Origin of the sequence: Halobacillus sp. HZG1 (assembly GCF_035818575.1) — a bacterium.
Lineage (GTDB): Bacteria > Bacillota > Bacilli > Bacillales > Halobacillaceae > Halobacillus > Halobacillus litoralis.
Map to the genome: position 1 here is coordinate 120,061 of NZ_JAYLVQ010000022.1, position 12,743 is coordinate 132,803.

13 protein-coding genes are annotated in these 12,743 nt (G+C 43.1%); 5 read left to right on the forward strand and 8 right to left on the reverse strand.

The features are described from left to right. Positions 1-22: 22 nt before the first annotated feature. On the reverse strand, positions 23-1,078 hold the full coding sequence (coxB, locus tag VKA52_RS02995) for a cytochrome c oxidase subunit II (protein WP_326314135.1): 1,056 nt from the start codon (positions 1,076-1,078) through the stop codon (positions 23-25). 72 nt (positions 1,079-1,150) lie between these two features. Next, positions 1,151-2,086 carry a heme o synthase gene (gene cyoE / locus VKA52_RS03000; RefSeq protein WP_160912980.1) on the reverse strand — a complete coding sequence of 312 codons (936 nt, stop codon included), beginning with the start codon at positions 2,084-2,086 and terminating at the stop codon, positions 1,151-1,153. A 417-nt stretch (positions 2,087-2,503) separates the two neighbouring features. Here cyoE and VKA52_RS03005 point away from each other — a divergent pair, with 417 nt between their 5' ends. Further along, positions 2,504-3,424, forward strand: coding sequence for a COX15/CtaA family protein (locus VKA52_RS03005; RefSeq protein WP_326314136.1), 921 nt, complete (start codon positions 2,504-2,506; stop codon positions 3,422-3,424). Positions 3,425-3,540: 116 nt separating this feature from the next. Here the strand turns inward: VKA52_RS03005 and pyc are convergent, their stop codons facing one another. From pyc to glsA, 3 genes are all read right to left on the reverse strand, one after another. Next, positions 3,541-6,984 carry a pyruvate carboxylase gene (pyc, locus tag VKA52_RS03010; RefSeq protein ID WP_326314137.1) on the reverse strand — a complete coding sequence of 1,148 codons (3,444 nt, stop codon included), beginning with the start codon at positions 6,982-6,984 and terminating at the stop codon, positions 3,541-3,543. Between the two features lie 206 nt (positions 6,985-7,190). Then, positions 7,191-7,472 (reverse strand): YlaN family protein, encoded by a 282-nt coding sequence (locus VKA52_RS03015; protein ID WP_075036512.1) that lies wholly within the window; start codon positions 7,470-7,472, stop codon positions 7,191-7,193. 81 nt (positions 7,473-7,553) lie between these two features. Then, positions 7,554-8,483 (reverse strand): glutaminase A, encoded by a 930-nt coding sequence (gene glsA, locus VKA52_RS03020; protein WP_326314138.1) that lies wholly within the window; start codon positions 8,481-8,483, stop codon positions 7,554-7,556. Between the two features lie 90 nt (positions 8,484-8,573). Between glsA and VKA52_RS03025 the strand changes: the two genes are divergently transcribed. After that, positions 8,574-9,068: a hypothetical protein gene (locus VKA52_RS03025; protein ID WP_326314139.1), complete on the forward strand. Its 495-nt coding sequence runs from the start codon at positions 8,574-8,576 to the stop codon at positions 9,066-9,068. Between the two features lie 84 nt (positions 9,069-9,152). After that, positions 9,153-9,731 (forward strand): YhcN/YlaJ family sporulation lipoprotein, encoded by a 579-nt coding sequence (locus VKA52_RS03030; protein ID WP_442788816.1) that lies wholly within the window; start codon positions 9,153-9,155, stop codon positions 9,729-9,731. Between the two features lie 34 nt (positions 9,732-9,765). Here the strand turns inward: VKA52_RS03030 and VKA52_RS03035 are convergent, their stop codons facing one another. After that, on the reverse strand, positions 9,766-10,050 hold the full coding sequence (locus tag VKA52_RS03035; RefSeq protein WP_206944947.1) for a hypothetical protein: 285 nt from the start codon (positions 10,048-10,050) through the stop codon (positions 9,766-9,768). A 137-nt stretch (positions 10,051-10,187) separates the two neighbouring features. Between VKA52_RS03035 and VKA52_RS03040 the strand changes: the two genes are divergently transcribed. Further along, positions 10,188-10,391 carry a YlaI family protein gene (locus tag VKA52_RS03040; protein ID WP_160912966.1) on the forward strand — a complete coding sequence of 68 codons (204 nt, stop codon included), beginning with the start codon at positions 10,188-10,190 and terminating at the stop codon, positions 10,389-10,391. A gap of 266 nt (positions 10,392-10,657) precedes the next feature. Here the strand turns inward: VKA52_RS03040 and VKA52_RS03045 are convergent, their stop codons facing one another. After that, positions 10,658-11,038 (reverse strand): YlaH-like family protein, encoded by a 381-nt coding sequence (locus VKA52_RS03045; RefSeq protein WP_160912964.1) that lies wholly within the window; start codon positions 11,036-11,038, stop codon positions 10,658-10,660. A 145-nt stretch (positions 11,039-11,183) separates the two neighbouring features. Between VKA52_RS03045 and VKA52_RS03050 the strand changes: the two genes are divergently transcribed. Continuing rightward, on the forward strand, positions 11,184-11,348 hold the full coding sequence (locus VKA52_RS03050; RefSeq protein ID WP_326314140.1) for a hypothetical protein: 165 nt from the start codon (positions 11,184-11,186) through the stop codon (positions 11,346-11,348). 38 nt (positions 11,349-11,386) lie between these two features. Here the strand turns inward: VKA52_RS03050 and VKA52_RS03055 are convergent, their stop codons facing one another. After that, the gene (locus tag VKA52_RS03055; RefSeq protein ID WP_206944945.1) at positions 11,387-12,196 is read right to left on the reverse strand and encodes an inositol monophosphatase family protein; all 810 of its coding nucleotides are present in this window, start codon (positions 12,194-12,196) and stop codon (positions 11,387-11,389) included. Between the last annotated feature and the right edge of the window lie 547 nt (positions 12,197-12,743).

Genomic DNA, 12,743 nt, shown 5'->3' on the forward strand with positions numbered 1-12,743 from the left:
TCAACCTCTTACTCATAAATACTTACTCTTCGACGCTTTGCATTTCAAGATCTTTTCCTACATCCGAGTGATCCAACTCTAGAAGATAATCAGCGATTTTCTCTGCTTCTCCTGGTTCGACAAGCTGTGCTGGCATTTGGTTGCCAGGCTTAACTTCATCTGGATGAAGAATCCAATCGACAAGGTTATCTTTCGATGGCTGAAGGACTCCTGCAATTTTCTCGCGATTTGCAAAGTTCCCTAAGTTCGGCCCTACACCAGCTGACGCGCCACCAATTGCGTGACAACTCATGCAGTTATCGTTGAACAACTGTTTACCTTCACTTGCAGATGCTGTCTCTTCAGGATCGATATTCTGCATGTCTTCGACCCATTGATCAAACTTATCAGGGCTGACAGCGATTACTTTGAAGTACATAAGGGAGTGGGAAGGTCCGCAAAGTTCAGCACAAAATCCTTCATAAACCCCTTCTTCATAAGCTTCTAAGTACATAGTGTTCATGTTTTCACCGGGGATGGTATCCATTTTACCTGCAATTGCCGGTACCCAGAAGGAGTGGATCACGTCACTGGCTTTCATGTTTAAGTATACCCTTTCATTTGTAGGGATGTAGATTTCCTGACTAGTAGAGATCTCTTGATCTGCATAGTCAAACTGCCACCAATATTGGTTACCTGTGACATCGACCGTTAAAACGCCTTCATCTCCTTGCGTCGATTGATCAGCGAGGTCGAAAGTCGCTTGCACAGTAGGGATTGCCAGCACAAGCAGCAAAATAATTGGAATGACTGTCCAAATCACTTCCAAAGCTTTGTTCCCTTCTGTTTGTTTCGGAACGATGTGTTCCTGCCCTTTCTTCTCACGATAACGGAGAAGAACGAAAGCATAAATGGCCATAACGATTACGAAAACGAAAACCATTATCGCAATACTGATCAACATAAGATCAAATAATAATTCCGAGCCATACCCTTTTGGCTTCAGTGCACTGATGTTTTCAATACCACATCCGGTAAGGAGCATGGTTAGCGCACCAAATAAGAATAAAGAACGGAATCTTCCCATCCAACCTCTCATGCGTCATACCTCTCTTTCTCTTGTAATGCTTTTTTTATTTAGAAACTGACCTCCTGGTAGGAGGTCAGTTCTTTAAAATGGGAATGGCAAAGTGACGATGACCATCATAAAGAACATGATCGTCAGATAGTTCAAGGAAAAAATGAACATCCATGTCGCCCACTTGTAGTCGTCTTTCATGAAGAAGCCTGCGATCCCTAAAGCCAACCAGCCAATAGAGAGCACGTAGGCCGTGATGAGAAAGACCGTGCCGAGAGAAGCTAAATAAATCGGTAATGGGAGCAGACAAGCAACATAAACGACGATTTGACGTTTTGTCATCTCGAATCCGTGCACAACAGGGAGCATCGGAATTCCAGCTGCTTTGTATTCATCCTTCTTCTTCATGGCGAGTGCCAGGAAGTGAGGCGTCTGCCAAATAAACATAATGAGAAACAAAATCAATGCTTCCAATTGCAATCCTGGATCAACAGCAGCCCAACCGATCAATGGTGGTACAGCTCCTGAGAAGCTTCCAACCACTGTATTAATCGTGTACTTTCTCTTTGTCCACATCGTGTATAGGACGACGTAGACGAACCAGCCAAATGCGCCCCACAAGGCCGCTTGCCATGTTGTGAGGAGCAATGTGACAAATCCAAGAATGGATACGCTGATCCCCAATGTTTTTATCAATGATAAAGACATCGTTCCTGTCACTGTCGGACGATTGTTCGTCCGTGACATGATCGGGTCAATGTCTCTGTCATACCAATTGTTAAGAATACATCCGCCGGCAATTACGAAAGCGGTTCCGAGCATCGTCAGCAGGAAAGTGACCCACTGATCAAAAAATAGTGTACCAGTATAATGGAGAGCCAGCCAAAATCCTGCGAATGTAGTAATCAAATTAGAATTAATGATACCGACTTTGATCAAGCTCTTTATATCAGCTAACAAAGAATGGTCATTGGTTTTTGTTTGGATCATTTCTGTAGAAGCAGATTCGACTGTTCTTGGATTGTCCATCGTATTATCTTCCTCCTTCTACCACCCTCTTAAGAAGAAAACCTGTGAGTCATTATTTATCAATGATTTCACCGAGGGCTATTTCCATTCTTACATCCTTAAGGATGACAAGAAACATCAAAATAATTGTATCATGTAATCGTAGTTCTATCTATTTAAACTCAACAATTTTATTTTTTTGTGACAACTTTGTGAAACGCCACTCACTCTTAGTATCTACCATTCTCAACGATTTTAACGCTGTGTGTGGGAATACCTGAGAAAGTGAGAATGTGGCTATATCAAACACACCCTTTTATTTCTAGCAAAACCTGACTCATATTGCAAGTTTTTTTCAAGACTTTAGTGATTTTAGAGAGGTTAAATGGTATGATATCCTCCGTGTTCTTTTGACCGGAATGGAGGTGGCTTCATGCCATGCGATTATTGAAGTTGTTGTCTGTACTTGCGACATTAGGTATGCTACTCGTTTTATTAGGCGGAGCTCTCGTCACTAAAACTGACTCAGGTATGGGGTGTGGAAACAGCTGGCCCTTATGTCATGGTGAATGGTTCCCATCGAACATTGACCTTGCTTTAATCATAGAATTGAGCCACCGCCTTGTATCAGGCGGCGTTGGTTTACTGGTACTGGGACTTTCTATACTGGCCTGGGTGAAAATCGGTCATATACGTGAGGTGAAATTCCTCTCATTTCTCGCTTTCTTTTTCCTGCTCGCCCAAGGTTTGATCGGAGCTGCTGCCGTAAAGTGGGGACAGTCTGATTTTGTACTGGCTATCCACTTCGGCATTTCCCTTGTGTCCTTTGCTGCTGTTCTCTTACTGATGTTGATCATATTTGAAATCGATCGGAAATTCGATGCACGGTCTTTATCCATCCGAAAAGACTTCAGGTTTCATATTTATACTTTAACAGCCTATACATTAATCGTTGTTTACACAGGGGCTCTCGTCCGTCACACCTACTCATCAATGGCTTGCCTGGACTGGCCGATGTGTGCGAATGCATCCCCTTTCGACTTTTCATCCTACGGGACAGCTCAATGGATTCAAATGGGACATCGCGCCCTGGCAGGAGGCGTTCTGATATGGACGGTCCTACTTACCTTGAAAGCTTTGAAAGATTACAAGAACAGCCCCATCATGAAAAAAGGCTGGATGTTCGCTTCCATTCTTATGGTAGCTCAAGTACTCGTAGGTGCGTTCGTCATTATAACCTATGTTCATTTAGGTCTGGCTCTGCTGCATGCGCTGATTATTTCTCTTTACATCGGCGTTTTATCCTACTTTCTGTTACTGTCTTCCAGAAGTTCCAAATATGAACGTTCCATGAAATAATTCAGATGAAAAACCTCAGATCCCATGTTTCTGAGGTTTTTAACTTTCCATCAATGCCTTCAAGAAATTCACCGTAAAAAAAAGAGAGGAAGGTTCTGGTACCCTTCCTCTCCTTTTTATTCAAATTCGATTAGTAAATCTCCAACATGGATGGCTTCGTTGTTTTCTACATAAATATCCTTGATGACTCCATCAAAAGGAGCTTGGACGGTCGTCTCCATTTTCATCGCTTCCGTTATCATCAGGTGATCGCCTTTCTTCACTTCCTCACCTTTATTGGACAACACTTTAATGACCGTCCCCGGCATCGTTGCTCCAATATGTTTACTGTTCGCTTTGTCTGCTTTCGGACGCTGCTGAACAGCCGCTTTCACGTTTTCATCCTTCACAACGACTTCCCGGGGCTGCCCATTCAATTCGAAGTATAGGGTACGGGTCCCATCGATCTGCGGCTCACCCACGGACACAAGCTTCACGATCAAGGTCTTTCCTTGTTCAATATCTACTTCAATTTCTTCACCAAGTCTCATGCCATAGAAGAAGGTCGGAGTATCGAGAACGGACATATCTCCGTACTGCTCCCTGAACTTATGATGATCCATGAACACTTTTGGATAAAGAGCATAGCTGATCATATCAAAACTTGTGACTTGACGATCAAGAGAATGGAACAGGGTTTCTTTCAAGTTGTTGAAGTCGACTGGTTCTAAAAGCTCCCCTGGTCTTACCGTGATCGGCTCCCTGCCTTTTAAAATGATCCGTTGAAGTTCAGCTGGGAACCCACCGTAAGGCTGCCCAAGATAGCCTTGGAAAAATTCAACGACACTGTCAGGGAAATCAAGAGAATCGCCTTTTTCATAAATATCATCTTCATTCAATTCATTCTGAACCATGTAAAGGGCCATATCACCGACGATTTTGGAAGAAGGAGTCACTTTCACGATATCTCCGAACATATCATTTACACGGCGGTACATAGACTTAACTTCATCCCATCGGTGTCCTAAACCGACCGCTTTTGCCTGCTGCTGTAAGTTGCTGTATTGGCCTCCCGGCATTTCGTGTTCATACACTTCTGTATGCGGGGCCATCATACCACTTTCGAAATCCTGGTAGTATTTCCTCGTGTCTTCCCAGTAATGGCCGAGCTCTTCGTAAGCAGAGATATTCACATTCGGTTTCCGCTTACTACCTTCAAGGGCATAATAAAGACTGTTGGCACTTGGCTGAGAGGTCAATCCTGCCATTGAACCCGTTGCCACATCTACAACATCAACACCGGCTTCAATCGCTTTGGCATACGTGAACAACCCATTCCCGCTGGTGTCGTGTGTATGAAGATGGATCGGGATGTCGACAGTTTCCTTCAATGTATGGATCAACTGATAAGCCGCTTCCGGTTTGAGGAGGCCGGCCATATCTTTAATGCCCAGGATATGTGCTCCTGCTTCCTGAAGTTCAAGCGCCAGCTTTTTATAGTAGGCGAGATCATATTTCGGTCGGCTGCTATCAAGAATGTCGCCTGTATAACACATAGCCGCTTCAGCCACTTTTCCACTCTCCCTCACAGAGTGGATAGCAGGCTTCATACCTTCCACCCAGTTCAGGCTGTCGAAAATACGGAAGACATCAATGCCGGCGGAGGCACTTTTTTCAACAAATTCGCGAATGAGATTGTCGGGGTAGTTTTTATATCCGACTGCATTGGAAGCTCTTAAGAGCATTTGGAAAAGTACATTCGGTGCTTTTGCTCTCAATTTCAACAAACGCTCCCATGGATCTTCATTCAAGAAACGATACGAGACATCGAACGTTGCTCCTCCCCACATTTCTAATGAAAACAAATCAGGTAAAAGTCGGGCGGTCGGTTCCGCAATATTCTCAAGATCCTTCGTCCGTACACGGGTAGCGAGCAGCGACTGGTGGGCATCACGGAACGTTGTATCTGTGAGCAGCACTTCATTCCGTTCTTTCAACCACGTGGCAAGACCTTCAGCACCTCGTTCATTAAGTATTTGTTTCGTTCCACCCGGGATCGGTTCCGAATGCTTAATGATTGGAATTCTCGGTTTGGAATAGCTCGGTTTCCTGCGATTTCCATATCCTTCGAAACCATTGATGGTTCGGTCAGCAATATACGACAACATTTTCGTCCCGCGGTCTTTTCGCTTTGGAAAAACAAAGAGCTCTGGAGATCGATCAATAAACGTTGTATCATATTCTCCCGAGAGGAACTGCTTATGTTGAACCACATTTTCTAAGAACGGAATGTTGGTTTTAATCCCCCGGATACGGAATTCTTTCAAGTTTCTGACCATCTTATGAGCGGCTTGGTCAAAGCTGAGTGCCCACGTAGAAAGTTTAACCAGTAAAGAATCATAGTAAGGAGAGATGACCGCACCCTGGAATCCGTTTCCGGCATCAAGCCTTACACCAAAACCGCCTCCTGAACGATAGGCCATGATTTTTCCTGTGTCAGGCATGAAATTGTTCAGAGGATCCTCTGTCGTCACACGGGATTGTATGGCATAGCCGTGTGTGACAATGTCCTCTTGTTTCGGGATGGAAATACGGTCACCATGCAGGGCATACCCTTCCGCAACAAGAATTTGTGTCTGTACAATATCAACGCCGGTAATCATCTCTGTAATCGTATGCTCGACCTGCACACGAGGGTTGACTTCTATAAAATAAAAATCATCACCGGTCACTAAAAATTCCACGGTTCCTGCGTTGATATATTTCACGTTATCCATGAGCTTGACAGCAGCATTGCAAATAGCCTCTCTTACTTCATCTTTCAAGCTGACACTTGGGGCAATTTCCACCACTTTCTGGTGCCTACGCTGAACAGAGCAGTCCCTTTCATAAAGATGGACAATGTTCCCTTCACGGTCTCCAATGATTTGAACTTCGATGTGTTTCGGTTGTTCGATCAGCTTTTCGACGTAAACTTCATCACTACCGAATGCTGCTCGTGCTTCCGATCGGGCACGGTCATAAGATTCTTCCAAAGTTGTAGCACTTCTGACGACACGCATTCCCCGGCCACCGCCGCCCATCGCAGCTTTAATCATCAAAGGGTAGCCATGCTTCTCCCCAAATGCACGAATCTCTTCCAGACCACTGACGGGACCATCACTTCCTGGAATAACGGGGATTTCCGCTTGGACGGCTTGATGTCTCGCTTTCACCTTGTCTCCAAACATATTCAAATGTTCACTGCTCGGCCCGATGAATGTAAGACCTTCTTCTTCACACCTTCTAGCAAACTCAATGTTTTCAGATAAAAATCCGTATCCTGGGTGTATGGCATCTACCCCTACGCTCTTAGCGATTTCAATAATTCCTTCAATATCCAAATATGCATCAATCGGCTTTTTTCCTTCACCAATCAAATAAGCCTCATCGGCCTTGTAACGGTGATAAGAACCCGTATCTTCCTGTGAATAAATGGCGACCGTACGAATATTTAATTCTGTACACGCCCGAAAGACTCGGATAGCGATCTCTCCACGGTTAGCGACTAGTACTTTATTGATTTTCTTCGTATTTGCCATGATTCCACTCCCTGTTTGTCTATGTTTAGGAATTTGTACGTTCTGTTACTTAACTTTCTACTCAAGGATCGAAAATTCCTTCAAATCTGACAATTTTCGTAATAAACCATACAGGGGAACCGTCCCTCTTAACCAAAGAAATATGTATTAAGCTGAAAATAAAAAAACTCAAATCACAACATACCGTCGCAATTTGAGTTCTTATCTCATGACTTCTGTGCAGCCTCATGCAAAACGTTCAACTGTTTTTCAAGGTTATCCAAAAGTGCTTTTCCTTCTTCGTCGCTGATTAAATTCAAGCGAACCGCAAAATGAATTTCGCGGGATAATCCAAACATTTGTGTATCTAAAACTTCTTCGTAGAGTGGACACTGAGGCATCGTCAAGTTGTCCATCTGTACTTTTATTAACCTTAATATTTTATCAGCGTCAGCTTTTAGAAGGGCATAGGCTTTTTCTCGATGATCCACAGCCACATCAGACAACATCAAAATCCCCTCCAATGTACAAGTCTTTCTTCTTTTTATCTTATCGTTTAACACAATAAAATGCAACATTGGAATGAACAATTAGAAGATCGATAAATCGTACCGATTGGACAAAATTTCTAAAAGTCTCAAGCCGACAACGCTGTTCCCTTTTTCATCGAGACTTGGTCCATAAACCGCAATTCCACCAAAATCGTTCAATGAGGCAAGGACAGAACCTGAGACACCACTTTTTGCGGGTATCCCCACTTTAATAGCAAAAGATCCTGAAGCATCATACATGCCGCATGTAACCATAAAGGTTTTACATATTCTTGCAAGATGCTTCGGAATAATTCTGCGACCAGAATGGATGTCCTTTCCACCATTCGCAAGCAGCGCTCCAATCCGGGCCAGTTGACAGACATTTACTTCAATCGCACATTGTTTCGTATAGGCATCAAGTGTTTCCTCGACGCTTCCTGTAACAATTTGATGCTGCTTCATGTAGAAAAGCAAAGACCTGTTCAGAAAAGCAGATTCAAATTCTGATGTAGCTACTTCTTCGTTGTAACCAATGGAATGATCATCGGTCAAGTCATGGATAAAGCTCAACAACCGCCCTACTTTCTCATCAGGCGTGTCTCCGTGGATCATATTGGTCACCGCTAGAGCCCCAGCATTGATCATAGGATTAAGCGGTTTGGATGGGATTTGTTCCAGACGGTAAATCGAGTGAAACGGATCTCCTGTCGGTTCCATGCCTACACGATCGAAGACGTAACTTTCTCCGTTATCCATAAGAGCAAGTGCAAGCGAAATCACTTTCGATATGCTTTGAAGCGTAAACCTCACTTCCGTTTCTCCAGCTTCTACTGCATTTCCGTCTATATAATGGATAGCGACCGCGAGATCTTCCGGGTTGCTGCGTGATAACGCCGGAATATAGTTAGCCACCTGGCCGTCGTATGCATACGGTCGGACATTCTCTAACCAATCCTCCAAGACGCTTTCTGTAATATCTTTAATCAATGGATCATGCCTCCTTTAATGAAATCGAATTCATTTTTTGCTATGATTTTGGATGGATGACTTTTTATTAATCGAAAGGTGGCCACAGCCATGATTGTTCAAATAGCAGGAAATGTTAAATTCCCCATCACACTCGACCCAACCGTCTGGATTTTCGACGATCGTAAAAAAACGTTCTCAGAGGTATTCGAAGGTGAAGAAAACCCAGTAGAACCAACAAAAGAAGACGAATTAAAACGCCAGTCTACACGTTTTGACCGAGAAGTCTATCAACAAAAAATTAATCCACCAGTTAACAAAAGCATCAATCGTTATGAAAAACAAAGAATTTTGAAAGGTACCTTCCTCATGCCACTGAAACCTTTCCTACATACCAGCGAACCAGCAGCCGATGTAAAAAAAGCGGCTTTGGTCACGGATGAAGGCGAAGAAGTAATCGATGCAGATGTTTTATCCGATTCACTTTTACTTTTCGCTGAAAACGGAAAGCCATTGCAAGAGCAGGGGCCCGTTCATCTTTATTTCAAAGATGGATCCAACCGTTCCGAACCGATCAAAGGAATCAAAAAAATCGTATTGCAGTAAAGGATGGGGCAGCTTTTTAAGCTGTCCTTTTTGTATATTATCTGCAAGCTGACACAGGCTATAAATAAAAAAGTGGTGATTCCTTTGAGAAAATTAATTTGGTTAACAGCCCTTTTGGCCTTAGTTGCGTGTCAGCAAAACGGCGGTGAAGAGTCACTGCTGCAGGAACGACAAAACGATCCTGAGTTGAAATATGTCACCGATTCAGATCCAGTAGAAAAGAAAAGCATAACGAGTCAACAAGCAGCAAGGCACCTCGCCAAGCTTGCCATACAAGTGCCGGATGTTCATGATGCAACAGCCCTCGTTCTTGGCGACTATGTAGTTGTAGGAATTGATGTCGACAAAGACCTCGATCGCTCTCGCGTTGGCGTCATCAAATACTCTGTAGCCGAAGCCTTGAAACATGACCCATACGGAAAGCAGGCGGCTGTCATTGCAGACGCAGATGGTGTAGAACGACTCAGAGGCCTTGGCCAGAAGATGTCCGAAGGTCACCCAGTGGAAGCTGTAACCGATGAACTGAGTCAAATCGTCGGTCGTTATATGCCGAGTGGTTCGGTTGAAGAAAAGCCACAATCGAACTCAAACCAGGACTCTGTAACTGAAAAGGAACAAAAACAACTCGAGAAAATTGAAAAAGAACAATCAAAACAAGACTAAACGAACAGAAAAACAGCTAAATCCTCGCAGGGATTTAGCTGTTGCTTTTCTCAAGGATTTCTCTTTCTTTTTCTGTCAGCTCATTATAGTATTGAACACCGAATTGAGATCCCTCTGCAACCATGTCTGAATTATCAAGAGAGGCTGTCTCAGGCTTCCCTGCTTCCTCTACAGGAAGGTCTTCTGTTTTCCCAAAATTACTCTGGAATGATTTTGCCTTGTCTTTGACTTGCTGACGGTTATCCTCATCTTTTAAGAAGTAAGCAAGTGTTCCTCCAATTGCAGCACCGATAGCTGTGAAAATCCAACGTTTTCTCAAACAAATCATCCTTTCATCTACTTCTGTAATTACATTTCCCATTCATTATTGAAGTCAAACGTGGAAATCTCATCTATTTATAAAAAACTTATTATGTTAAACTATATGTAATCGAATGGAAAATAGAGGTGAAAAAGATGCGTGTACAATGCGTCATTTGCGATGAAATCGAGAAAATTGACAGCTACTGCCTACAGGCAAAACGACTTCGGAACCGCCGGATTCACACGTACATGTGTCAATCCTGCCACGATCGTATAGAAGATAACACAAAAAAACGTTTAGCTACGGGTAATTTCCGTTTCAACAGAGAGAGAAAAAAAGAAAAGCATTTAAGCTAGTCACTGAAAGAGAGAGGTTTTCCTCTCTCTTTTTTATTTGTTAAACATAAGCTCCTGTTTGTGGAAGACTCAGTTTCGAGATGATTATATGATTCTAGGGGCTCCGGGAAAAGGTTCGTCTAGCTCCATCGTCCACTCAAAAAACATCACCAAACTGAGTCTTCGAGAAACCTGCCATATACTTTAAGAACTCATTAGAACAGCTTTCTGCACATGAATGCTAAACAAAAAACCCCTTTTCCTTAGTAAGGAAAGGGGGTTTTGAGTCAAGATGATTCGTTTTGCTGACGGGCTCCGCGTTCTCTGTGAAGCCGGATCCGGTAAATACCAAGGATCAAGGCTGCAACGACCAAACTTTCTGGGAGCGGTAAATTCAATCCAAGGATCAAAGTTAAAACGAACGTACCTATGATAAGAACGGAATAAACAACAATCGTTTTCATCAAAGGTAGTTTTCTGGCAAATCCCAGTTTGAATGTAAGGATGGCAAGTATAACAGTCGTTAAGTATAGAAGCATGAAAGATCGAAAGAGCATGGTCACTTCGCTTTCATCATTTAAATTCACTTCACTTCCAAATCCGCGGAAAAAGAAGTCGGCCACCGGCCATAGATCCGTCGGCACAGGTAGTGTGGACATATCGTTCATGATGTTCCTCCTCATGGATACCCTATTCTGTTATCTATCATACTAGAAAGCCCTGCCGGATGCTACCCGTGAAACCATTTTCATTATATCGACAAATCCTATATAATAGACCTGAATAGAGGTGAGCCTTTTGAAGAACTTTCATATGAACACAGCACTATTAGCCAGTTTAGTTATTCTATCATTTGTCGCCGTTGGTTTTGCTATCGGCCAGGAAATCTTCTGGCTTGCAGCCGTCCTTTTCTTTTCTGGATTTGCTCTTATGAGTATAGGTTTGAGAAGAAAAAGAAAACATCAGCAAACATCCTGAATCATGCAGAAAGCGACCTCGAATGAGGTCGCTTTCTTTTATTTTTTCAAACGAACGTAATCCTTCGATATTTCTTCATGAATGTTCGACCGGCTTGCAAGGACTGTTGTTTTGTTCAGCAAGTCCAACTCTTCGCGATCGGCACGGGTAACGATTCCACCGACTTCACGAACGATGATACTTCCAGCAGCATAATCCCAAGGCATCAACGTCATCGTCAAGTAACCATCCAGAAGCCCTTCAGCAACAAAAGCAAATTCCAAAGCAGCAGAACCATAGGATCTTGTACTACGCAATTTTTTCACTAAATCTTCCATACCTTTATGATCTACGTGTGGATTTTCAGGTATTAACCAGGTAGTATTCAGTGCGAGTATCGATTGATTCAATGGACGTTTTTCATCAAGTTGCGGTAACTTTTGTTCGTTCTTATAGGCGCCTTCGCCTCGTTTTGCGGTATATAAAACACCGTCCATGACATTGTAAATCAAACCAATTTCACCGACACCATCATAATACACCCCAACAGAAATGGCGAAATTCCTTTTTTGATGAACAAAATTCATTGTTCCGTCAATAGGATCTACAATCCAGACCGTTCCTCCAAGGTCTTCTATTTCATCACCGAATCCCTCTTCTCCTAACAAGTAATGATCCGGATACGTATCATTGATTTTTTTTGCGAAAAATTGTTCTGTTTCCTGATCCATTTCTGTGACCAGGTCATTCGGGTTGGATTTCGTTTCAATGGATCGAGGCGAATCAATGTTGGTTTTGATTCGTTCACCAGCTTCCAAGACCCAAGCTTTTGCGTTTTCAAAAATCTCGTTCTTTTTCTGTTGATCCATAACATCGTACCCCTTTTATAAGTATCAAGTTTTATCGTACCAAATCCGTCCAAACATTGCATCAAATCCGATCCCCTTGTCCAACTAAAGCTCCCTTTTCTTGAAGACTCAGTTTCGAGATGTATATAAGAGCATAGGGGCTACGGGAAAAGGTTCGCTTTCCATGGGGCGGGCGGTGAGCCTCCTCAGGCTACGCCTTCCGGGGTCTCACCTGTCCCACACGTCCCATAGGAGTCTCACCGTTTCCCTCCGCCCCTTTACCATGGAATAGATTCTCGAAACCAACACTAAAAGGTAGGCAGCTCTTATGATTTTGATAGGCAGATTATAGAACCCCTGCACTTAAAAATAAGGTTCTAATCCTTCCCACCTATAGGCAGGCAAAAAGGGCTTTGTATCAAGCGATTACGCATTCTAAACGTCCATTGGATAGAGTACATATTATCCATTTCCTATAAACATATAAGCTAATTTTCTAAGTAGTGTTTTCGAGAATCTTCCTTGGCAAAGGGGCGGAGGGGAATGGCGAGACTCCTGCGGGAAAAAA

Coding starts and splice junctions, on each gene's coding strand:
- coxB (WP_326314135.1), bottom strand. CDS start 1,078: ATGAGAGGTTGGATGGGAAGATTCCGTTCTTTATTCTTATTTGGTGCG.
- cyoE (WP_160912980.1), bottom strand. CDS start 2,086: ATGGACAATCCAAGAACAGTCGAATCTGCTTCTACAGAAATGATCCAA.
- VKA52_RS03005 (WP_326314136.1), top strand. CDS start 2,504: ATGCGATTATTGAAGTTGTTGTCTGTACTTGCGACATTAGGTATGCTA.
- pyc (WP_326314137.1), bottom strand. CDS start 6,984: ATGGCAAATACGAAGAAAATCAATAAAGTACTAGTCGCTAACCGTGGA.
- VKA52_RS03015 (WP_075036512.1), bottom strand. CDS start 7,472: ATGTTGTCTGATGTGGCTGTGGATCATCGAGAAAAAGCCTATGCCCTT.
- VKA52_RS03025 (WP_326314139.1), top strand. CDS start 8,574: ATGATTGTTCAAATAGCAGGAAATGTTAAATTCCCCATCACACTCGAC.
- VKA52_RS03040 (WP_160912966.1), top strand. CDS start 10,188: ATGCGTGTACAATGCGTCATTTGCGATGAAATCGAGAAAATTGACAGC.
- VKA52_RS03045 (WP_160912964.1), bottom strand. CDS start 11,038: ATGAACGATATGTCCACACTACCTGTGCCGACGGATCTATGGCCGGTG.
- VKA52_RS03050 (WP_326314140.1), top strand. CDS start 11,184: ATGAACACAGCACTATTAGCCAGTTTAGTTATTCTATCATTTGTCGCC.
- VKA52_RS03055 (WP_206944945.1), bottom strand. CDS start 12,196: ATGGATCAACAGAAAAAGAACGAGATTTTTGAAAACGCAAAAGCTTGG.